This is a genomic window from Ensifer adhaerens, assembly GCF_013283195.1.
Classification (GTDB): Bacteria; Pseudomonadota; Alphaproteobacteria; order Rhizobiales; family Rhizobiaceae; genus Ensifer; species Ensifer adhaerens_G.
The window spans coordinates 217,101-239,868 of the sequence record NZ_JABEKT010000003.1 but is presented as its reverse complement, the minus strand read 5'-3'; the positions used below and the strand labels follow the sequence as shown (position 1 = coordinate 239,868).

At 58.4% G+C, this 22,768-nt stretch carries 16 protein-coding genes and 1 pseudogene; 10 read left to right on the top strand and 7 right to left on the bottom strand.

Going from position 1 to position 22,768, the window contains the following annotated elements:
- Positions 1-100: 100 nt before the first annotated feature.
- Positions 101-1,387 carry an alpha/beta fold hydrolase gene (locus LPJGGPFB_RS24035; protein ID WP_234903070.1) on the bottom strand — a complete coding sequence of 429 codons (1,287 nt, stop codon included), beginning with the start codon at positions 1,385-1,387 and terminating at the stop codon, positions 101-103.
- Between the two features lie 302 nt (positions 1,388-1,689).
- Here LPJGGPFB_RS24035 and LPJGGPFB_RS24030 point away from each other — a divergent pair, with 302 nt between their 5' ends.
- From LPJGGPFB_RS24030 to tnpC, 6 genes are all read left to right on the top strand, one after another.
- Positions 1,690-1,881, top strand: a complete 192-nt coding sequence (locus LPJGGPFB_RS24030; RefSeq protein WP_173422483.1) for a hypothetical protein — start codon at positions 1,690-1,692, stop codon at positions 1,879-1,881.
- 335 nt (positions 1,882-2,216) lie between these two features.
- Positions 2,217-2,594 carry a tetratricopeptide repeat protein gene (locus tag LPJGGPFB_RS24025; RefSeq protein ID WP_173422482.1) on the top strand — a complete coding sequence of 126 codons (378 nt, stop codon included), beginning with the start codon at positions 2,217-2,219 and terminating at the stop codon, positions 2,592-2,594.
- Complete coding sequence (locus LPJGGPFB_RS24020) at positions 2,591-3,622, top strand: hypothetical protein (RefSeq protein ID WP_173422481.1); 1,032 nt, start codon at positions 2,591-2,593, stop codon at positions 3,620-3,622. Before LPJGGPFB_RS24025 ends, LPJGGPFB_RS24020 begins: the two co-directional genes overlap by 4 nt.
- 200 nt (positions 3,623-3,822) lie before the next feature.
- The gene (gene tnpA / locus LPJGGPFB_RS24015; RefSeq protein ID WP_173422480.1) at positions 3,823-4,209 is read left to right on the top strand and encodes an IS66-like element accessory protein TnpA; all 387 of its coding nucleotides are present in this window, start codon (positions 3,823-3,825) and stop codon (positions 4,207-4,209) included.
- Positions 4,206-4,559, top strand: coding sequence for an IS66 family insertion sequence element accessory protein TnpB (gene tnpB, locus LPJGGPFB_RS24010; RefSeq protein ID WP_173422479.1), 354 nt, complete (start codon positions 4,206-4,208; stop codon positions 4,557-4,559). Before tnpA ends, tnpB begins: the two co-directional genes overlap by 4 nt.
- 68 nt (positions 4,560-4,627) lie before the next feature.
- The gene (tnpC, locus tag LPJGGPFB_RS24005; protein ID WP_173422478.1) at positions 4,628-6,160 is read left to right on the top strand and encodes an IS66 family transposase; all 1,533 of its coding nucleotides are present in this window, start codon (positions 4,628-4,630) and stop codon (positions 6,158-6,160) included.
- 64 nt (positions 6,161-6,224) lie between these two features.
- On the opposite strand, the gene LPJGGPFB_RS24000 is transcribed toward tnpC, so the two are convergent.
- Positions 6,225-6,887, bottom strand: a complete 663-nt coding sequence (locus tag LPJGGPFB_RS24000) for a hypothetical protein (RefSeq protein ID WP_210264591.1) — start codon at positions 6,885-6,887, stop codon at positions 6,225-6,227.
- A 681-nt stretch (positions 6,888-7,568) separates the two neighbouring features.
- On the opposite strand from LPJGGPFB_RS24000, the gene LPJGGPFB_RS23995 reads away from it, so the two are divergent.
- From LPJGGPFB_RS23995 to LPJGGPFB_RS23985, 3 genes are all read left to right on the top strand, one after another.
- Entirely contained in the window at positions 7,569-13,820 is a 6,252-nt protein-coding gene (locus tag LPJGGPFB_RS23995; RefSeq protein WP_173422477.1) for a HAMP domain-containing protein, read from the top strand.
- Between the two features lie 10 nt (positions 13,821-13,830).
- Positions 13,831-15,504: a response regulator gene (locus LPJGGPFB_RS23990; protein ID WP_173422476.1), complete on the top strand. Its 1,674-nt coding sequence runs from the start codon at positions 13,831-13,833 to the stop codon at positions 15,502-15,504.
- A 969-nt stretch (positions 15,505-16,473) separates the two neighbouring features.
- Positions 16,474-16,800 carry a GYD domain-containing protein gene (locus LPJGGPFB_RS23985; RefSeq protein WP_173422475.1) on the top strand — a complete coding sequence of 109 codons (327 nt, stop codon included), beginning with the start codon at positions 16,474-16,476 and terminating at the stop codon, positions 16,798-16,800.
- 173 nt (positions 16,801-16,973) lie between these two features.
- Here the strand turns inward: LPJGGPFB_RS23985 and LPJGGPFB_RS23980 are convergent, their stop codons facing one another.
- Both LPJGGPFB_RS23980 and LPJGGPFB_RS23975 read right to left on the bottom strand, forming a co-directional pair.
- The gene (locus LPJGGPFB_RS23980; protein WP_113514868.1) at positions 16,974-17,252 is read right to left on the bottom strand and encodes an HU family DNA-binding protein; all 279 of its coding nucleotides are present in this window, start codon (positions 17,250-17,252) and stop codon (positions 16,974-16,976) included.
- Between the two features lie 236 nt (positions 17,253-17,488).
- Positions 17,489-17,764 carry a hypothetical protein gene (locus LPJGGPFB_RS23975; protein WP_173422474.1) on the bottom strand — a complete coding sequence of 92 codons (276 nt, stop codon included), beginning with the start codon at positions 17,762-17,764 and terminating at the stop codon, positions 17,489-17,491.
- A 717-nt stretch (positions 17,765-18,481) separates the two neighbouring features.
- Here LPJGGPFB_RS23975 and LPJGGPFB_RS23970 point away from each other — a divergent pair.
- Positions 18,482-18,763 (top strand): type II toxin-antitoxin system TacA family antitoxin, encoded by a 282-nt coding sequence (locus LPJGGPFB_RS23970; RefSeq protein WP_173422473.1) that lies wholly within the window; start codon positions 18,482-18,484, stop codon positions 18,761-18,763.
- A 970-nt stretch (positions 18,764-19,733) separates the two neighbouring features.
- Here LPJGGPFB_RS23970 and LPJGGPFB_RS33640 read toward each other — a convergent pair.
- From LPJGGPFB_RS33640 to LPJGGPFB_RS23950, 3 genes and pseudogenes are all read right to left on the bottom strand, one after another.
- Positions 19,734-20,297 carry a hypothetical protein gene (locus LPJGGPFB_RS33640; RefSeq protein WP_345791067.1) on the bottom strand — a complete coding sequence of 188 codons (564 nt, stop codon included), beginning with the start codon at positions 20,295-20,297 and terminating at the stop codon, positions 19,734-19,736.
- Between the two features lie 817 nt (positions 20,298-21,114).
- Positions 21,115-21,786: pseudogene (locus LPJGGPFB_RS33745) on the bottom strand (ATP-binding cassette domain-containing protein); the annotation flags it as partial.
- Positions 21,787-22,198: 412 nt separating this feature from the next.
- Positions 22,199-22,684, bottom strand: a complete 486-nt coding sequence (locus LPJGGPFB_RS23950) for a ProQ/FINO family protein (protein ID WP_173422472.1) — start codon at positions 22,682-22,684, stop codon at positions 22,199-22,201.
- Positions 22,685-22,768: the final 84 nt, after the last annotated feature.

Genomic DNA, 22,768 nt, shown 5'->3' with positions numbered 1-22,768 from the left:
GAATAGCCTCAATGGTCTGCGGGTTGAGGCCAGTTCCGCGACTTACCGGATCTGCTAGCGCGGCCAGGCAAATGGTTGGGATACCGACAGTTGAACCTCCCTACTTCGTCGGAAGAGAGTCACTGATTTGGTCACGCTGCTCCAGAATACGCCAGATCCGCTCGAGCAGATCCGCGCGCATCGTCGGGTAATTAAGTGGAGAATGCCAGTCGAAAAATGGTCGCCAACCCGACAGGCGATGCAGGTCAATTTCGTGGTACGAGGGATGGGCAATCTCGAAATTGTACACCTCCGTTCGCTCCAGCTGCACTTGCGAATCGTCAAGGGGCCGTAGAGCCTGGATAGGCTTGTCAGGATCCGCGTGTTCGCTAAACCGGCCGGCAAGCTCGGTTGGGTTCTCCGGCACTGGTACGCGATGAATACTCAGCATTTGCGCTCGAGCCAAACCCAACCCAATCGCGACGGTTTGTGACAGGCTGCGGACTGATTTTCCTTCAACAGGAAAGAGGTACGGCCCCTGGCACAGTCCGGGAAGGAAAATCTCATCGGTGGCATACATGCGGCTGAGGGTTATATCGTCTGAGGAGTGAGTTACTATCAGCTCTCGTGCCATCAGCGCCGCCCCGACATAGCAGCCAGAACCTGTTCCTTTGTCAATGTGTGGAGGCGGTGGCTCTCTCCCCGCCAATCGATCGTGTACCTCCGCCGCCGGATAGCGCACGCTAATCTCATAAGACCAGGTGCGAAGACTGGCGATCGGGATAGCCCCTTGAATAAGAATGACAGCGCGGAAGGTGTTAGCTTGCTCCACCGTTTGCGGCAGCCGTGACATTGCACCCATAACGACTTCGGCTCCGAGGCTGTGGCCAATAAGGATGACCTTCCTGTGTCGCAACTGCCGCAGCAACTCGGCGAGATATTTCGCCGCGTGTGTGGCAGAGGCCTGGGCTCGCGAAAAGTGTCGTGCCTCGGTTTGCCCCGGCCATCCGAAGACCAGCACATCGGGACGCGGGCTGTTTGCCGAATGCCTTCGTTTGGACAGATCCATGGCCACCGCCTTCGCGGCGCACGTTGCGTCGCCCATGCTGGTTCGGAAGCCATGAACATAGATAATCAAATCGCTTGGCCCGGCTCGTAGCGGCGCAAGCATCTTTGAGTTTGTGGTCAGCCACTCCTGTGGCGTCGCGGTTATAAAGGCCGTGCCAGATCCGACATGACGTAGATCCAACGAGACAATCCCCCCGATGGAAGCCGACGCACCCTCCGGCAGACGGCAGGGTGACGAGAGAACCTGGACGATGGCGAATTTTACCACGTCAAGGTTGAACGGCAGAAGGACGCCGAAGATAAATACGCCAATCGCAATAATCCCTCGCATATCTCCCATCACGGTGTTAGCCGACAGCCATCCAGCTACTAGGACTTTCGGACACATTGCCATCCCGATCGGCTCGTACCAGGATTCAGCTGATTGAGTTCATCGTGGCGGCACAACGGAGGTCTGACAACCTCGCCTGGGTACGTCCTTGGAGGTAGCTATTTGATCTCTTCAAGGCGAGGGTTTATCCGTCGGCCCCGGCTCTCGACGGACGTGCGACAAGCTGCGAACGATTGACTACGCTTGGCCGCATGCCATTATCTGAAGAGTCTACTGGATAAGCTTCGCGACAGAAAGCATAGGAGGCAATCGTGGTCACTGTTCTTGTTCAACCGCTGACAGAAGCGGAGAAAAGACACCGGGAGCTTTTGCTACAATCGGATGAATTCAAGGATCTGTACCCGCATCGTCGTCAAAAAACGGAGGGCGACGAAACCGAAGGAAAAACTGAAACGCCGACATTTGACGATCGCTCAGAAGAAAAGAGCTTGCCCTCGAGGTGACACGATTGAGGCTTCTGTTTAAGCTGGTTTTGGTGATTGCGATGAGCGCAACCGCCGGGGCAGCGGTGTCCCACTTGTTCAGTAGGGAGGTGGACCCTCCATCGCAAGATTCAATCGCAGCATCCGCGGAAGAGCCGATCTTTGGCGCGGAGGACCGACCCTGTTTCCCTACCGGCGAAACGAAGTTCTTATACCTTGACGCCCCCTTGTTCTCAGTGCGGTCTCCCCTGCAGGATATCGTGGTTCGGCAGCCGACGTCTTTTGCGCTAAAGTCGGTGGCCGCGGCCGTAGATGGGCTCGTCGCAACCGTTTATGTAGACGGAGAATACGCGAGTGTGCCTATTCCGCGCGCAACACTTTGGGCTGTTCGCTTCTGTCGAGACGTGTGTGAAAGCGATCCTTTCAATTCGCTACACAGCTTAACGAGCTGGTTTGATTCCGTGGCGCCCTGCGCCCGGCAAGAGCGGATAGACAAAGCAAAACTAATCTTCGGGGCGGCGTTTGCCGCGATGCAGAAAGGCAAAGCGTCGACAGCAGGCCTGTTGTTCGAACATGGTCTTGCTCTCGATCCAACATCGCCGCTCGCGTGGTTTTACCTCGCTGAGACGCGGGAGGTCGATGTGGTCACCGAGCGAAGCTGGTATAAGCTAGCGATTGAGATCGGATTGCCACCCGAATTGCAGTCGATCGCCGAGGAGCAATTGGGGACATGACGGATCCAGTCACCCTCTGCAGCCGTGTCACACGTGCTCTTCTATTCATTTTGGGAACGCATTCTGTGGCAAATGCAGCGAGTGGGGAAATGTGCTTCCACGAGTACACTGCGCCCTCCTACCTCATTTCTTCCGGCGCGGAGTGCAGTTGCGGGCCCTACACCAAAAAAGAGTATCACCACACGCAGAAAGCCTTCAACAAACTCATCGATCTGACGTCTGAGTTCGACGAAGTTTCGTTCTACATGTGCAGCAATCTCGGCCCCGTCTCAGGAAGGACGGAACCCTCGCAAACCGTGGAACCGCAGAGCACCCCTTCGCATACGCCCGCGCTGGAGGACGTTAGTCCGCCGGTGGCGAGCGAAGGCACGACGGACGCAGTCACTGAAATTCTTGGCAGAGCCAATGGATTTGGTGGTTCGAAGAGTGAAAGTGCTTATGGGGAATTCCTGGGACAGCTCGCAAGCCCCTCAGCCGAAAGAAGCGCGTTTCCCGACCTGGACATGACACGCAATCCATTCCTGAAAGTTCCGCCTGAAGGGGAGGAAGGCAAGGCATGTACGCAGGACACCGCCCATGTTGTCGAGGGAATCGACACAGCGATTGCGAAGCTCCACAACTCCAGCCCGACGTGGGGGGAAGGCCCTCAAGTCGAGGTGGGAAGTTGTGCCTCACGTCTTAGAAAGCTTGCGGGCAATCTGTTGTGCTGCAAGACATACACGAACTACGCCCCCATATGGGAAGAGATCAGCTGTCTTGAGCTTAAAAAGTTCTACCTGAGAAAGACCTGCGCTTGCAGGCGATCCGGAGGTTTCTCGACTGACGAAGCCCTTCAGGACACTATCATTGAAAAGTATGGCGCGCTGCAGATCCTTCGCCGCAAAGCGCTAAAGGAAGGTATTCGCAACCCGGCGATCCGCGCGTATGTCGCAGAGGCGAATGAGTTCTTCGATTGCTTCAACGAACACACGCTGGGCACATTGAACTCCATTGAATCGCGTCTCGGGTATGAACTCGGCTTGCAATAGGCGTAGTGTGATCTGCCAGATCAGCTCACCCGTTTCCGCAATGATCTCGCCCGGTGTTTCGGTGGGTCTATGGGCCATAATTGCTGCAAATTCTCCTAGGCGAGCTGCCCCTGAGAAGTAACCGATGTTCCGCTCCCACATTGTCCTCGCCGCCCTTATTTGTGATCGACTATCCATGGACGAGCAACAGGAGTTTCTCCATGGACACTACATTGGAGCTTCTCACGACCAGCAAGTCTGGACGTGAGGTGCACCGGCATTGGCCGGACGACGTTAAGGCGCAGATCGTGTCGGAGAGCCTTCGGCCAGGCGCAATGGTCAATGAGGTCGCAGAGCGTCACGGCTTGAAGCCGAACCACTTGTCGACCTGGAGAACGATGGCGCGGCAGGGTAAGCTGGTTCTGCCTGCACCCGAAGATGCGGTGGAGTTAGCAGCGGTGATTGTCGCCCCACCTGTTTCAGAGCCACCGGTCAAGAAAGCCAGCCGTCCCGAGATCATCGTCGGGGCCGTCACCATCCGCCTGGAAGAAGGCGCGTCTGCGGACCGGATCGCCGCCGTCGCCCGTGCTTGCGCGAGCCCGGCATGATCTTTCCATCGAACCGGGTTCGAATCATGGTGGCGACCAGACCAGTCGACTTTCGCAAAGGCCACGATGGATTGGCAGCGCTGATAAAGAACGAGCTGCACAAGGACCCGTTCACAGGGACAGTCTTCGTATTCCGGTCACGCAAGGCGGATCGCTTGAAGCTGATTTACTGGGACGGGAGCGGTCTGGTGATGGCCTACAAGCGGCTGGAGGAGCACACGTTCACCTGGCCAGACATCCGGGACGGCCTGATGAGCTTGGGACATGCCCAGTCCGAGGCGCTGTTTGCAGGGCTCGACTGGCGTCGTGTCAGCTCAGTAGAGGCGAAGGCTCCAGGTGCCATCGAATAGGTGCGACACGATGACTCGGCTGGCAAAATCCGACGGCGACACGAAGCAGAACTTGATAAACTTCCACCATGTTGGACGCCGTCGATCTGCCTGACGATATTGCTGCCCTAAAGGCGATGCTGGTCGCGGCGCAGGCGCGCGAAGTCCGCAAGGATGATCGTATCGAACGGCTGGAGAAGCTTGTCGCTGCTTTCAAGCAGGCAGCCTTTGGCCGCAAATCCGAGAAAGCCGATCCCGAGCAATTCGATCTCGCGCTGGAGGACCTGGAAACGGCCATCGCCGCCGTCCATGCGGAGGACGAGGCCGACAGCGCTCCGGGTAAGCCGCAGCACAGACCACGCGCCGTCAATCGCGGCTCTCTTCCCGCCCACCTTCCTCGTGTCGAGGAGACCATCGAGCCGGAAAGCCTGATCTGCAACTGTGGCGGTGGCCTACATTGCATCGGCGAGGACGTATCCGAGCGGCTGGATGTCATCCCGGCGCAGTTCCGTGTCATTGTCACGCGTCGTCCCAAATATGCCTGCCGCGCCCGCACCGACGGCGTATCACAGGCACCAGCACCTGCCCGACTGATCAAAGCTGGATTGCCGACCGAGGCCACCATCGCGCATGTGCTGGTATCCAAATATGCAGATCATCTGCCTCTCTATCGCCAAGCCCAGATCATAAGCCGACAGGGCATCGATCTCGACCGATCCACTCTCGCCGACTGGGTCGGTCTGGCAGCGTTTGAACTGCGCCCGGTCTTCGACGCTCTGAACGCAGACCTGAAGCGGTCCACAAAGCTGTTCATGGACGAGACCCGTGCGCCAGTCCTCGATCCTGGCTCCCGCAAGACCAAGACCGGATACTTCTGGGCGCTGGCCCGTGATGACCGACCGTGGGGCGGTGGAGCCCCGCCTGGGGTCGCCTTCACCGATGCCCCCGGTCGCGGCGGGTTACATGCCGAACGGATAGTGCAGGGCTTCACGGGCATCCTTCAGGTGGACGGATATGCCGGATACAACCGGCTGATCGCATCGGATCGCGTTGGATCGGACATTCAGCTTGCCTATTGTTGGGCCCATGCCCGTCGCAAGCTGGTCGAGATCACGCGCAACGGCTCAGCACCGATTGCCGAGGAAGGCCTAAGGCGGATCGGCGAACTTTATCGGATCGAAGCGGGGCTACGCGGATTTCCGGCCGACGCTCGCTTGGCTGGGCGGCAGGAACGATCAGAGCCATTGATTGCGGACATGGGAACTTGGCTCACGCAGCATCGTGCCCGCGTCGCTGGCAAGTCGCCGCTCGGCGAAGCGCTCGCCTACATCGCAAAATACTGGGAGGGCCTCTGCCGCTTCCTGGATGACGGACGCGTCGAGATCGACAACAACGCTGTCGAGCGGACCATCCGGCCGATTGCCCTCAATCGCAAGAATGCTTTCTTCGCTGGACATGACGCGGGAGCCGAGAATTGGGCGACCATCGCTTCGTTGATCGAGACCTGCAAGCTCAACTCCGTTGATCCGTTCGCTTACCTGACAGCCACGCTCACCGCCATCATCAACGGGCACAAGCAGAACAGGATCGGCGAGCTACTACCGTGGAATATCAACCAGTGACCAGCGGCCCGATTAGGCAGATTTTATTCCACGTAGAATAACTCGAAGGACCGCAAGCCTTCTCTCAATCGTTTGTGGAAACCCAGTCCAGGGGCAATCTGTGCCAAGGCTGTTCGGGAAATCGTCTGGCCATTTCTTCCTTGATTCTCCGCTCCCTCCAGATCGGCCCTCCAATATGCCATTCTGCAGGCTCAACCCCGAAGTCTGCTGTCAACCGTTTCGGAATGTGATGCTCTGCGTCCCAGCCAGCGATGATTTCCAAGTTTTGGATCGCCGGGTCATGCACCATAGTTTCGTGGCTAGGTGTATCACCTCGCCAGACGGAAACTTTGAGCGTGCCAACTGGCCACTGAACGGCCATCCGGGGATTGATCGACGTGGCAAGGGGCGCTCGCCCAAGTTTTTTCCATAGGCCCCCGCGAAGGGCCCGCCCTATCGACGGATGGACTACGGCCACTGCCGTCATAACAGGCTCGGCAACCACATCATCAACAGCCGCAACCTCGCGGTCGCGCCGATGGAAAAACTCGATCACCTTATCCGCAGCCACTCGGCCATAATAAATCCATCCCTCTTCCCCAGCAATTGCATAGAGAGTTCCAGGCTTCAAATCGGTTTTGGCAGAGGGATCAATTTCGAACATCGTGCATACTTGGACTGCTTCCCAAACGGCGTCAATGAAGCGGCCGAGTTCAGCAATAGAATACATCACAACGTGCGGTGACAACAGCGCTTACCCTGAGAATTTTCTCCAGAATGGATGAGAGTCCGCCCTATTGAAGACGGATCTCAGCACCTAGCCCCGCATCTGACGCCGTTGTCATGGCTGGAACCCCGGTCGCGGCGTGAGGCGCAGCACCGGCTCCGCCACAGCGGGCGCGGATCTCGGCAACTTCGCGGCGAGCGGACGCACCTTGAGCGCCAGCCAATACTCGCGAACCGCTGTGCTGATGATATCCGCGATCCCGTCTAGGAGCCGCTTGCGCGGGCAGTGGGCCGTCCGCTCGGTGAAATGGCGGGAGAGGAGGTCACCTGTCGCGCCGTCATCGAAACGGCCGAAGGCGACGCGGACCGCGTGGTCACATCAGGGCAAGGCCGATCGCAAACCGGACAGAGCCAACGGACACACGAAAGAGCGAGCACGTCAGCTGCCATTTCCCGCCTCCTATTGTGGAGGATTTGCCCTTCGCGAAGTGGCTACTGCGCTCCAACTTGATGATGCCCAAGCGGGTCTTTACCGCATCGGCGTATATGCACACCTTGTGGCACGGCCGGCCGAGTGCGTTGCAGATAACGACGCGTTGTCCACCATGGCAATCCGCAACGCCAGCCCTAGATATCCACGCATTCAACGGAGAACGCTCAAGTGGGTAGGCAAAGCGGCAGTACTCGGCGTGACCACACTGAAATGCACGGTTCTCTCGACGTGGAAACGTCGGCGCAAAGCAATGCTCCTGATCTGCTTTCAGCATTGCTCGCCATGAAGCACGGAGATTTCTCAGTGAGGATGCGATCCGATCTGGATGGCGTCAACGGAAAGATCGCCGATACCTTCAACGATATTGTCGCTGCCAATCAGAAGATGGCTCAGCAACTCAAGCACGTGGGCCAGGTCGTCGGCCGCGACGGCCGCACAAGCACGCGTGTCAGGTTCGGCCTTTCCGATGGGTCCTGGTCGGAAATGGAAGGCTCGCTCAACACGTTGATCGACGACCTTGTCTGGCCCACAGCGGCGGTCACGCGCACGATTACCGCCATTGCAAAAGGCGATCTCCTTCAGACCGTGCCCGTCGATGTCGATGGTCGGCCTTTGAAAGGTGAGTTTCTGCGTTCGGCTGACATCGTCAACACAATGATCAAGCAGCTCAGCGTATTTACCTCGGAAGTTACCCGCGTTGCCCGCGAAGTTGGGACCGATGGCAAGCTCGGCGGCCAGGCCCAGGTTCCCGAGGTCACCGGCGTGTGGAAGGACCTCACCGAAAGCGTCAATTCCATGGCTTCGAATTTGACGGCCCAGGTTCGCAACCTCGCGGAAGTTACGATCGCAGTTGCTAACGGCGACCTTTCGAAAAAAATCACTGTCGATGTCCGCGGCGAAATCCTCCAGCTGAAGGAGGCCATCAACACAATGGTCGACCAGCTTCGTTCTTTCGCATCGGAGGTCACCCGCGTTGCGCGTGAAGTCGGGACGGAGGGAAAACTCGGGGGACAGGCGCTTGTCCCTGGCGTTGCCGGAACCTGGAAGGACCTGACCGATTCTGTCAACGCCATGTGCGGCAACCTGACAGCCCAGGTTCGAAACATTGCGCAGGTGACGACAGCCGTAGCCAGAGGCGACCTTTCTCGCAAGATCACAGTTGACGTATCGGGAGAAATCCTGGAGCTCAAGGAAACCATCAACACGATGGTCGATCAGCTGAACGGGTTTGCCGGGGAGGTGACGCGCGTAGCTCGCGAAGTCGGAACCGAAGGCCGTCTCGGAGGCCAGGCCCAGGTGCCAGGCGTGGCCGGAACCTGGAAGGACCTCACCGATAACGTCAACTCCATGGCTTCCAATCTGACAGCACAGGTGCGCAACATCGCCGAAGTGTCCACCGCCATCGCCAACGGCGACCTGTCCAAGAAGATCACGGTCACGGTTTCGGGAGAAATCCTGGAGCTCAAGGAAACCATCAACACGATGGTCGACCAGCTGAATGCGTTTGCATCCGAAGTAACGCGTGTGGCGCGTGAGGTCGGAACAGAGGGGCGGCTCGGAGGCCAGGCGGATGTGCGTGGTGTGGCTGGCACGTGGAAGGATCTGACCGAAAACGTCAACTCGATGGGGGGCAATCTGACCGCGCAGGTGCGCAACATTGCGGAAGTGTCGACGGCCATCGCTAACGGCGACCTTTCCAAGAAGATCACCGTCGACGTAAAGGGCGAGATCCTTGAGCTCAAGGAAACCATCAACACGATGGTGGACCGCCTGAACGCCTTTGCTTCTGAAGTGACGCGGGTGGCCAGAGAAGTCGGCACGGAAGGCCGCCTTGGCGGACAGGCGAACGTGCGAGGTGTCGCAGGGACGTGGAAGGACCTGACGGACTCGGTCAATTCCATGGCATCGAACCTGACCGCTCAGGTTCGAAACATCGCGGAGGTCGCAACGGCCGTCGCGCAGGGCGACTTGTCGAAGAAGATCACGGTTTCAGTGTCCGGCGAAATCCTGGAGCTCAAGGAAACCATCAACACCATGGTCGACCAGTTAAACGGGTTTGCCGGGGAGGTGACGCGCGTTGCACGGGAGGTCGGCACGGAGGGGCGGCTCGGCGGCCAGGCAAACGTCCGCGGCGTGGCAGGCACATGGAAGGACCTGACCGATAGCGTGAATTCGATGGCCGGAAACCTGACGGCGCAGGTTCGCAACATCGCCGAGGTTTCGACTGCCATCGCAAACGGCGACCTTTCGCGCAAGATCACGGTCGACGTGAAGGGCGAAATCCTTCAACTGAAGGAAACGCTCAACACGATGGTGGACCAGTTGAACAGGTTCGCATCCGAAGTCACCCGTGTGGCCCGTGAGGTCGGAACCGAAGGTAAACTCGGCGGGCAAGCGCAGGTTCCCGGCGTTGCCGGGACCTGGAAGGATCTCACCGAGAACGTCAACTTCATGGCGTCCAACCTGACGGGCCAGGTCAGGAACATTGCCGAAGTCACCACGGCCGTGGCGCGCGGCGATCTATCGCGCAAGATCACGGTCGACGTGAAGGGCGAAATCCTTGAACTCAAGAATACCATCAACACGATGGTCGATCAGCTCAATGCCTTTGCCGGCGAGGTGACGCGCGTTGCTCGAGAGGTCGGCACGGAAGGAAAGCTTGGTGGTCAGGCACAGGTCTCGGGCGTTGCCGGCACCTGGAAGGACCTGACAGATAGCGTTAATTCCATGGCAGGCAATCTGACCGCGCAGGTCCGTAACATTGCCGAGGTTGCGACAGCAATTGCCAATGGCGACCTTTCGCGCAAGATCACCGTCGATGTCCGCGGCGAAATTCTGCTCCTCAAGGACACGCTCAACACGATGGTGGATCAGCTGCGATCCTTCGCTGGCGAGGTGACGCGCGTGGCCAGAGAGGTCGGCACAGACGGGCGCCTTGGCGGGCAGGCAGTGGTTCCGGGTGTTGCCGGAACCTGGAAAGACCTGACCGACAACGTCAATCTTCTTGCCGCCAATCTCACCACCCAGGTTCGCAACATAGCGGAAGTCACGACGGCAGTCGCGCGCGGCGACCTGTCGCGAAAAATCACGGTCGACGTCAAAGGGGAAATCCTCGAACTCAAGAACACCATCAACACCATGGTAGACCAGCTTAACGCCTTCGCCGGCGAAGTGACGCGCGTTGCCCGTGAAGTGGGGACGGAAGGCAAGCTCGGCGGCCAGGCGCAGGTGCCGGGTGTGGCTGGAACCTGGAAGGACCTGACAGACACCGTGAACGTCATGGCTGCCAATCTCACCGAACAGGTTCGAGGCATCGTCAAGGTCGTAACGGCCGTTGCAAACGGGGATCTGAAAAAGAACCTCACGGTTGCATCCAAGGGAGAGGTCGCCGCGCTTGCCGAAACCATCAACAATATGACCGATACGCTGGCGACTTTTGCGGAGCAGGTTACCAGCGTCGCCCGCGAGGTGGGCGTGGAAGGCCGGCTCGGCGGGCAGGCCAACGTTCCAGGCGCCGCCGGCACCTGGAAGGACCTAACCGGCAACGTCAACTTGCTGGCCGCCAATCTGACCACGCAGGTGAGAGCGATTGCCGAGGTGGCGACGGCGGTCACAAAAGGCGATTTGACGCGATCCATTCAGGTTGAGGCTCGCGGGGAGGTCGCCGAGCTTAAGGACAATATCAACACGATGATCGACAACCTGCGCCTGACGACCGAGCGCAACACCGAGCAGGACTGGTTGAAGACGAACCTCGCCCGGTTCACCAATATGCTGCAGGGTCAGCGTGACCTGACTTTAGTCGGGAAAATGCTGCTTTCCGAACTCGCACCGCTTGTCGGCGCGCATCAAGGCGTAATCTATCAGGTCGACAGCGACGAGCGTGAGCCGAAGCTTTCGCTGTTGGCGTCCTATGCTGGCGGTTTTGAGGCGACAAATCCAGACCGCCTTGACCTTGGCCAAGGCCTGATTGGGCAATGTGCGGTTGACGCCCGCCGTATACTGATCACCAATCTGCCGGAGAACGTTGTTCCCATCAGTTCGGGCGTTTTCTCTGTCCTTCCCCAAAGCGCTATCGTTCTGCCGGTTCACTTCGAAGGCCAGGTCAAAGCGGTGATAGAGCTTGCTTCTGCCGGCGACTTTACAGAACTGCAATTGTCCTTCCTGGATCAGTTGACCACGTCTATCGGTATCGTGCTCAACTCGATCGAAGCGACGATGCAGACCGACGGTCTGTTGAAGCAATCGCAGCAGCTGGCGACCGAGCTTCAGATGCAACAGAAAGAGCTGCAGCAGACCAACGAGCAGCTTGAACAAAAGGCACAACAGCTTGAAGAGCGAAACGTCGAGGTCGAGGGAAAGAACCAGGAAATCGAACAGGCACGTCGGGCCTTGGAAGAAAAGGCTACCGAACTTGCGCTAACATCGAAATACAAGTCTGAGTTCCTCGCCAACATGTCTCATGAGCTGCGTACGCCGCTCAACTCCATCCTCATCTTGGGCCAACAATTGGGCGACAATCCCGATGGAAACCTGTCAGGTAAACAGGTGGAGTTCGCGAAAACGATACACGGCGCGGGTACTGATCTACTCAACCTCATTAGCGACATCCTCGACCTCTCGAAGATCGAATCCGGAACGGTCTCGGTCGATGCGGAGGAAATTTCCATCGCCAATCTGTTGGATATGCTGTCGCGGCCGTTCCGGCACGAAGCCGAGACCCGTGGTCTGTCCTACCTTGTAGAGATTGGCGACGTCTTGCCGAGAAGCTTCATCACGGACTCGAAGCGCGTGCAGCAGATCCTCAAGAACCTGTTGTCAAACGCGTTCAAGTTTACCGCGAAAGGTGGCGTAACGCTAAAGGTTACCTCGCCCACCGAAGGCTGGACGCCAGATCATGCCTCTCTTCAGCATGCCCCCTCGGTAATCGCCTTCGAAGTCTCCGATACCGGCATCGGCATTCTACCGGAAAAGCAGCGCATCATCTTCGAGGCTTTTCAACAGGCCGATGCTTCGACCAGCCGCAAGTACGGCGGTACCGGGCTTGGCCTCGCGATTAGCCGAGAGCTTGCAAACCTGCTTGGTGGCGAAATCCAGTTGCGCAGCACGACGGGGGTCGGCAGCACCTTTACCCTCTTCCTTCCCTTGACGTATGTCGGTGCGTCGGCCGCGCTGAAATCTGCTCCTTCTCCAAGCAATGTCGTGCAGTTGGCTCAGGCAACTGCAGCAAGGCGCGCCGACAGGGCGCCTGAACAAATAGATGACGATCGCGGCGAGGTACGGCCCGGTGACGCAGTGCTCCTCATCGTCGAAGACGACGTGCACTACGCTCGGGTTCTCGCCGATTTGGCGCGAGACAACGATTTCAAGGTTCTGGTCGCCATTCGCGGCAGCGAGGCATTAAAACTCGCTCATGAGTTCAAGCCCACAGCCATAACGCTCGACATTTTTTTGCCGGACATGCTGGGATGGACAGTCCTTAGCCATTTGAAGCAAAACGCCGAAACACGACATATCCCTGTGCAAATCATCAGCCTCGACGAAGATCGCCAGCATGGTCTCACGCGGGGCGCTTACGGTTTTGTCACCAAACCCGCGACGACAGAGTGTGTTGGACAGGCGTTTTCCCGGCTAAGGGCCTATGCTGAACGCCGTCGTAAACGCCTTCTTCTCGTTGAGGACAATGAAGCGGAACGCATGGGGGTGACCGAACTTCTTGGCGATCACGACATCGACATAACCAGCGTGGCATCCGGTGCGGAGGCGCTCGCTGCTCTCAAGAGCGAGCCCGCCGATTGTGTTGTTCTCGATTTGACACTTCCCGATATGTCCGGCTTTGAGGTTCTGGAAAAGATTCGAGACGACGACAGCGCCATTGAAGTTCCCGTCGTCGTCTTTACGGGCCGGGAATTGTCGCCCGAGGAAGACGCACAGCTCCATACGATGGCGCGAAGTGTTGTCGTTAAGGGTGTAGAATCGCCGGAACGGCTTCTGGACGAGACAGCCCTCTTCCTCCACCGGGTTGTTGCGGACATGCCGACCGCCAAGCAGAAGATGCTTGAGGAGTTGCACAGCTCCGATGAGGACTTGTTCGGGGAAATCGTTCTGCTCGTCGATGACGACGCGCGCAACATCTTCGCGCTCAGCAGCGTGCTCGAGCGGCGGGGCATGCGGGTGCTCACGGCAACGACCGGCAGCGAAGCTATTGAAGTCCTGCAAAATGAACCTGCCGTCGCAATCGTCCTCATGGACATTATGATGCCCGGAATGGACGGTTATGAAACGATGCAGGTCATCCGATCTGACGCCAAGTTCCGGCGCCTTCCGATCCTGGCGCTGACGGCCAAGGCGATGAAGGGGGACCGTGAGAAGTGCCTGGAAGCGGGTGCGTCAGACTACCTCGCGAAACCGGTCAATACCGAACAGTTGCTCGCAGCCCTACGCATGTGGCTGCATCGTTGAGGATCTGGCCATGCTTCCTGTCAACATCCTTATGGTCGACGACCAGCCGGCGAAATTGCTGAGTTACGAGGTAATCCTCGGGGGGCTAGGGGAGAAGCTACTCAAGGCGCATTCGGCTCGTGAAGCTCTCGAGCATCTTCTTCGAAGTGAGATTGCGGTCATTCTGGTCGATGTGTGCATGCCAGAACAGGATGGCTTCGAACTCGTCAGCATGATCCGCGAGCATCCCCGGTACAAAAACATCGCAATCATCTTTGTATCAGCCGTCATGATGGCCGAACCAGACCGATTGCGAGGCTACGCGGCCGGGGCTGTCGACTATGTATCAGTTCCGATCGTTCCTGATGTCTTGCGTGCCAAGGTCAAGGTGTTTGCGGACCTCTATCGCAATGCCAGAGAACTCGAGCGATTAAACACCGATCTGGAAATTCGCGTGCGAGAACGAACGATGGAGTTGGAGGCTTCTGCAGCTGAGCTCCGAAGGCTCAACGAGGAGCTGGAGGAGCGTATTGAGGAAAGGACGCGCGAGCGCGAAACAGCACTCGCGCAGTTGTTCGAGGCGCAAAAGCTTGACACGATCGGCCAGTTGACGGGCGGCGTGGCGCACGATTTCAACAATTTGCTGATGGCCATCCTCGGTAGTTTGAACATTCTGAAAAAGCGCTTACCGGAGGACGGCAAGAGCGAGCGTTTGGTTGAAAATGCCATACAGGCTGCGGAGAGGGGTGCTGCGCTCACGCAGAGGCTGCTTGCCTTTGCCCGACGTCAGGAGCTGAAGCCACAGGCCGTTGACTTCCTGGAACTCTATCAGAGCATTGAACAACTCCTGAGCAGGGCGCTTGGTCCTGGCGTCGATATCCGCAAGCAGATACAGGCATCCCTGCCGAAAGTGCTTGTCGATCGCAATCAGCTCGAGCTTGCCCTGCTTAACCTCTTTGTGAATGCGCGCGATGCCATGGTTGGAGGCGGCACATTGGTTCTGGCCGGGCAAGCGGCGGAGGGCGAACTGCCCGGAAGCCTGAAGCCCGGTCGCTACGTGCAGATATCGGTTTCGGACAACGGTGAGGGGATGGATGTGGCCACGGCGGCTAGGGCGGCCGAGCCATTCTTCACGACAAAAGGGCAGGGCAAGGGAACGGGGCTGGGATTGTCCATGGTCCATGGACTTGCCGCGCAATCCGGCGGCACCATGAGCTTATCCAGCGCCGTGGGAGAAGGTACAACAGTCGCGCTCTGGTTGCCTGTCGCGCCAGAGGCCGCGGTGGAAAGCTCGATGCCCCATTCCATCGAGCCCGACGTTCCCGATGTCGAGCATCCGCTGAAGGTGCTTGTAGTTGATGACGATTTCCTCGTGAGCATGGGTACATCAGCGATGTTGGAAGACCTTGGACATTCGACCGTCGAGGCACCTTCCGCCGCCAGCGCTTTAGAAATACTCGAATCAGGGCAAGTGTTCGACCTTGTTATTACCGACCAGGCCATGCCCGGTATGACAGGCGCCGAGCTCGCCCGGCTCATTTTCTCGTCGTATCCGGGGCTGCCCGTCATCCTCGCTTCGGGATATTCGGAACTGCCCGAGTGCGATGGGCTCGAGTTGCTTTTACGCATGGTCAAGCCCTTCACTCAGGAAGAACTTAAGGTCACAATAGCTCGCGCGTTAGCACATCAGGGCATGGCGGCGTGATGCGCTATTCGTCCGTTCAGTGCCTGTTTGATCTGCGCGGCGGAAGGCTGACATCTGCGCAGCCGCAAAGCCGTTCGTCCTGCGCCAGTGCGGCGGACGTTCTTTCATGGTGGGCACCGCAGTCCGTTTCAGTGCTTGCGGGATCAACCACTCAAGGCGCACAGCATGTCAAGCGAGCGACCGCCTGCCGGAGCCCGAGGCCATCAAAGCGAGCTCCATGGCAGCCCAGGTAACGTGGATGGGTCAGCGGTCGGGCACGGTCAGCTGCATAACAGTCCGTCATCACCGGCAGGCCAAGGGCTGCAGAACGCGTCGCAGGCCGAAGACAGGCATAGTGGGAGTGGGGAGAACAATTCCCCCCGAGCCGGCCGCGGAGGCCATCACGGCTGGAGCCGGGTGCGGGTAGGGACCGCCTGGCAGAGGCCACTGGGCTCCGGGCTGAAAGCGGGACCGCCCTCCGACTTGCTCATGTCGGTCGGAGAAGAAAAGGCGAGTGCGAAGTGCAGGGCAAGCTGGGAAAGCCATGGCGGCGCGAGTGCTGCGAAGGCGCGCGTCGCCCCACGGGTCCATTGCGGCAGGTCGCCGGGATTGTCGTTTTCGCAAAAATCTGGGTGCAGACACAGTGGTTTTACCCTCCGTGATGAATGGCCGTATGGGTCCGGCTTCCAGCGCGGTGGCGATTGCGGCTGCGAGATCGACAATGGGAGATTGCGTTGAAGCTTCCCTCGCCGGCCACGGCGAGGGGAACGCTCGCCACCAGCAGCGATAGCAGGAGATGGGCGCCTTGTTGCCACTGCAGCCAAACTACGCGAAGATTAGCGATCAATCATGTTGGGTTTGCTGAGCGTTCTCGCGTTGTTCGAGCATGAGCTGCGAGCGCTCGCTGGCCGGGGTGTTTGCGGCGCGCAGCAAGATTGGCCGCGCTGCTTGCGAGTTGTGTCCAACCGCACTGTGCAAAGGAGGCAGACCATGGCGATGTATCTAACGCGCTTCAACTACACGCCCGAGACATGGGCGCGCATGATCGAGAACCCCGAGGATCGCCGCGAGGCGGCACGAGCTTATATTGAATCCGTCGGCGGGAACCTCCATGGTTTCTGGTACGCTTTTGGCGAGCATGACGGTTGGAATCTGTGGGAGGCGCCAGATAACGTTTCGATGGCGGCAGTCGTGCTCGCTATTGGCGCTGGAGGTGCGCTCAACTCTATTGAGACCACCGTCCTCCTCACCGTCGAGGATACAATGGAGGCCCTGGGAAAGGCGAAGTCCATTCGCTACCGTCCACCGGCAGCATAGCCGCACGCGGTGACTAGGTTGGGTGAGTTTTCGCTGAAAGCATGACATCGCCGCGGACCGCTACGTTTTGGCGTTTTGTGCTACTGACCAGGGAATGGAGGTCCGATCCGAACGAAAACGGCCACCTCTTTCCAGGATGGCACGCTCCCTGGTCGATCCGGACCTTATTCGCTTCAGCCGTTCAGCGCGTCCTTGAGCGCTTTGGCCGGTGCGAAGGACAACTTTTTCGCAGCGGCAACCTTGATGGTCGCACCGGTAGCGGGATTGCGGGCTTCGCGCTCTGGCGTGTCCTTGACCTTGAATTTGCCAAAGCCCGGGATCGATGTTTCGGCGCCTGATGTGGCCGCGGCGGTTACGGCGGCGAAGACCGCCTCGACAACCGCTTTGCTCTGGACTTTCGTCAAGCCATGTTCGGTAGCGATCTTTTCTGCAATCTCATTGGTCGTCGTCATTGTTTTTTCCCCTCTTGATGACATGGGAATAGTCGTCCGACGAGATCCCTTTGTCATCTGGGGTCCCAGTGAACGTGGCCGAAATACTCACGATCTCCACAACACAATCGTGAAGGTGTGCCTCCGGGCACGCGCTTGGCGGCAGCTTTGCGGCGGCCAACCGCGCGAGCGTGTTCGTGACCATTGGCAAGGTCTGAGGGTGCCCCTGCGAAAAGGGGCGGAGAACGTTGCGAGCTTCAGTGACGCGTCTGCCTCTGAGAATGCTGCTCATGGCTCGCATCGCTTTGCCTCGTGCTCGCTCTCTTGCAAAACCAGCGTCCACATTCGGTCAACGCCATCTCATCCGTGTTGCCGACCTTGAACTCATCCATCAGGAATTTTGCGAGGCGGTCAGCGCGGACGTCATGGCGCGGAATCCTCGTTTCGAAGCAGATGCGATCGAATATCTTTTGGAGGATATCGATCTGCTCGGGTGCAAATTCAAAGCCTGTCTGGTCAAAGTGAATAGCCATTAAGACCTCCTCTTCGAAGCTACCGCCTTCACCGGATGAAGAAAGATAGCGGTTCCTTTTCTTGCCTCCAAGTTAGGAAAAGTTGAATCTTTTATGGCTGTAACTGAAGATTGTGGCTGCGATGCAATGCCCATGCTGCGCAATGCCCGCCCCTTCGATCCAAGTTATATCCTTTTCCGGGACGATTATGACCGACGGAGATCTCGGTATGTGCATTTGCAAACGGGCGACAAAGAAGCCGAGACCGTACTGAAGGCCGGAATCCAAGTCGCGGCGTCCGATCAAACCCACCCACTCAGCGGCGAGCGGTTGTGCCTGTCCTGCTCCGACCTCGAGAAGCAGGGATCAAGGAAACCAACAAGAGTCCCCGCCGATGAAACAAATCGACCCCATATATCAGACCATGCTGGCTTAGATCGGCCAGCGATCGCTCGAAGCTATATGGTCCGCCCCACTTCCCCCGGAAGACAGGTTTACGCCGGTCACAATGAAGGCTCGCCGCTACTCGTACTTCGATACCCCAGATGGGACTGGGGGGGTAGAACAAGTCGCAATGTTGGCCCTGCCGACGATTTGAACATTGCGAAGCCGTTGAAACCCATAAGCGTGACGTCCGCGCTCGCAAACGTATGGAGGCATCTTTGAGCCGCGAAAGCGGCATGATCGCTCCAGATTCGAGGTCGTTAGGCTATTTATTGGGACAGATAGGAGTCTTTCATGCCCACCTCTCACACACGCAAAAGTCCGGACATAAGCGTGCCGCTAAATATGCGTATCAAGCCCGCGACACGCAACTTGATCGACCGCGCCGCAGAGTTGCTCGGCAAGACGCGCGCGGATTTCATGCTTGAGGCTTCCGAGCGCCGCGTCGAAGAAGTGCCGGTCAGCCCAGAAATCCATGCCGAGTACCTTGCTCGGCTCGATGCGCCCGCGCAACCCAACGAGCGTCTGAAGCGTACCATGTCGACCAAAGCGCCGTGGGACGAGGCGTCACTCTAAGTGCGCCGACGCCACTGGCCGACCATCACGGCCTGGACGACTTCAATTCCGGCGTGCCCGAACTGGACGACTGGCTGCGCCGTCGGGCGCGTACCAATCAGATAGGGGGCGCCTCGCGAACATTCGTCGTGTGTGAAGAAAACCGCGTCATCGCCTGTTGCGCACTCGCTTCCGGAGCGATGAAGCAGCCGGAAGCACCTGGCCGTTTTCGGCGCAGTATGCCAGGTCAACTGGCTGATAATGTCGATGTATTCAAGCTGAAAAAATAGGCCCCTGTGGGAAGGGGCCATGCGAGAGTGTTTGGGAGACATTGATGATTACTGATAACTCGTTGGCACAGTCATTGTTCCGCGAACGTCATCGTTTCGGCTTGTGAACCTTAATCGAGTTGCCACTCCTATTCCGGTATATCGCCACTCGTTCAAGTTGAGCCTCGGGCGCAAGACGTTCTTGTGAGAGGCCACGCTTGACCCTCAGTTTCCCGAACGTCCCAAGCCAAAAGTTCACGCGGTGTCATGCGTTGCGAGGCGATGCCGCATTGAAAGTGTAAGGCAACCCAAATGGAACTTCGCCAGCTCGCCTCGTGGCGGTTGCCGACGAGCCGCACCTCGGTCGGGCGGCGGCCCGCGACTATATCATCAATATCGGGCGGGCGGCCACTGGTCAGGGTGGGCAGGTGAGGAGTCCACGTGGTCTGATGGTTTCCGGCGCGCCCGAAAGTCATGCGGAGGGGCTAGCCGGATCCCGGCCGTCACCATGCTGATAAGACGAGACTGCTGCAGCCTGTTCGCGCTCGCTATCCCGGCTGCCATGCCGCCCCGCATTCCGAGCTCGCCCAGTTGGCGGGCGACCTTGAGTGTCCAGCTTTCCAGAGAGCCATCGACTTCGGGCCGTTGAGGTGGCTCACCTCCGGACGTAATTCTCAATCGAATAAATCGGACTTCGCTTGCAAGAGCAGGAGCAGATAGATTTAGACGATCTCGTGGGCGGCGTCTGCCGCTTCCTGCTCTGACATTGCGGGAAGCGTCAATGTGGTCGCACCGTCTTCCTCAGTCTCTGCCTCCTTGTCGGTCAACCGCGCAAACAGTCTTTCGTACCGGTCGCCGAGATCGCGGTCGCTAAAGCCGTCAGGCCTCACGTTGGTGAGGGTGTTGAACGTGTGTTGCAACCTGGTGCCAATGTCATCTGCGCAATCCAGCCCGGTACCATTGGCAACCGCCGCCATCTCGATCGCAGCCTTGGTGCTATCGGTGAATGAGTTATAGAGCTTCGGACTGAGATTGTCGGCAGCGACCTGTTCTTCGGTCCAGCCAACAGACCCCAGACTGTATCCGGCGTGGAATAGCGGTAGTGTGGCTCGAAATTCATGCCCTCTGGCAGATGTGCTTTCGAAGCCCGTGGCTCTGGCCCAATCGACCAGTTCGCAGATGAGCGCCGGCTGGTCACCGTACGCCATGGAATAGATCAGGCCCTTGGCACGGGCCTTTTCGGCGAGGATTGGCCCAACCATCACATCGGCTTCGACGTTGACCATGACCGCATGCTTGTTGTGCTCGATTGCGCCGAGTGAGGCTCAGACCTGCGAACGTGAGCGGCGATCGTGAAAGTGTTCATCGCAGGTTTTCCTGCGTTTGCCCGATCTTCGACAATCTAAGGCGAGCTCGCTACGACCAGCGTGGCGACCGCGATAAGCAGGCCAATCACGGCGAGCGCGGTTCCAACTCGCACAGCGAGCTTAATCCGGTGCCATCGCGCTCCCGCCCAGTCGTAGCTTTTACGGCGGCCTTGCATATCAGCGAACGAGCCGCGGAGTCGCACGCCCGATAAGCTTGACAGCATTATCCTCTAAGGCCTGACATAGTTCTTCATATTGCGCGATAAGGTGCGGCGGACCTCCCTGGACGCGCAGATCATCACGTTTTGTCAGTGCGAGCCCATAATTCTCCAGTAGTTCGCAGATCGCAGCAGTTCTAAGCTCTGCCAGTTGGAGCCGATGTTTGGGCAGCCGGACCATCATGCGAGCGCGACCGATTTTCTCATAATCCATGTTCACCCCATTCCCCAGGCTGGCTCGATCCCCTGTATCTTCGGAAACGCCCGCAGCGGCCCCAATCAACACCAATGGAAAAGGTTCCAACAACACACCGCGAGTTGGCGTGCCTGGCGCCGACTCTTGTGGGCAAGCGTGAATATGAGGGCCTACCCGTACGTCGCCGAGCAAGGTATCGGCTATGTCCACACCTATGACGCGCGGTGCCGGTATCGTATGCGCCAGGACGGTGAAAATTTGCAGAGCAAAACGCCGGGACTGTCCAAGCCAACTCTGCCTCCTGCTAATCGTTGATGTCGGCCTAACGATTTTTGCCTGCCGTGACATACCCACGGGTGCCGTCCATCAGCACCCGCGTGTAGGAATGAGTGACGTCGAGCAATTGCTGCTTCGTCGCAACTTCGACGAACCCGCCTTCCTGCATGACAGCGACGCGGTCGCAAAGATGGGCGACGACGGCGAGATCGTGACTGACGAGGATGTAGGTCAGGCCTTCGCGCTCTCTGAGATCCGTCAAAAGGTTGAGTATCTCGGCCTGGATTGACACGTCGAGTGCTGAAGTCGCCTCGTCGAGCAAAAGGATGCGCGGCTCCAGGATGAGCGTGCGCGCTATCGCGACACTCTGGCGTTGTCCCCCCGAAAGCTGGTGCGGGTAGCCGTAGCGGAAATTCAGGGGTTTGGCGTTGTGCAGATCCTTGGCGGCGATCGTTTCTACGATGCGACCGGCATACATGATCAGGACGCGGTCACAGAAGCTACGGACGAGATTGAGATCGTGCGAAATGAAGATCAGGCCGATGTTCCGTTCGATGACGAGTTCGTCGAGGATCGATAGCACCTGCTGGCGCACGGTGACGTCGAGCGCTGAAGTCGGCTCGTCGGCTATGATCAGCGATGGAGAGGCAATTAGCATCATCGAGATCATGATGCGCCGCCCCATGCCGCCCGAAACCTCGTGCGGATAAAGATCATATCTACCTGCATGATCTGCAGTCGGCGCTGCCCCATCGCCATCGGTGCCATCCCAGATGAGGCAGGCGATGAAACTCGGCATCCCCGAAAAATTGCGGCACGCAGCTGGGCTGCGGGCCGATACATCGCGAAGGACACCGACAATAACTCGCGACCAAACGGAGCGGCTTGCCGGGCCCAGGCTTCCCGGATCCCGGCCCTTGGCCGTCGCGATGCTGATCCTCCGAGACGAGGCTTTTAACCGGTCAAACCGCGCGCGAACTGGCTCTGGCGGCGAGGCTGCCGGCGCCTGGTACGCTCTTGTCCTTCTGACGCCCCCAAGCAGACTGGCTTGGTGGCTTGTCGGGCGGGAGCGGTGGCCATGGCATATGCAATGTCAAACAGCGCGCATTCCTCCAACTAAACAATGCCGCTCACCTGCCTTGACGAGGCGGTTTGTTCCAATCGAGCAGGGAAGCCCGGATCGCATCGGCCTTTGAAGGCGAGATTGATCGGGCAACATCACACGCCTCCGAAGGCGCTTTGCGGGCATCATCGCGCATTTTGAGGCTTTCGATCTTCTCCTCGGCCGCCAACCTGTCGGCGTCCGATACCGGTTCGACGGGAACGCCGTTGATGTCGTGGCGGGCGGAGCCTGTCTTTGCGACCGCCAGATGATACCGTTTTGTGTGGAGATAGGCTCCTGTCGCGCGGCGTAGTGTCGAGACGCTGATCTCGGGCTTCAAAAGCGGCCTGATTTCATTCCAGAGCCCGAGCGCAAATGGACGGATTGCATCACCAGCTTTCGCAGGCAGGATCGCGATCGGCCGGGTGAGGATCGCATTGATCGCCTGGGCTTTCGATACATCGGTCTCGCGTGCTGCAACCGGGCCAGATTTCTCTCTCGACGATTTGCTCATGGAAGGTTTCCCACCTATGCCTTTTTGGACCTGTAGCAACGGATCAGGGCGATGTCACGGTTGAGAACGTTTCATCTGAAGGTA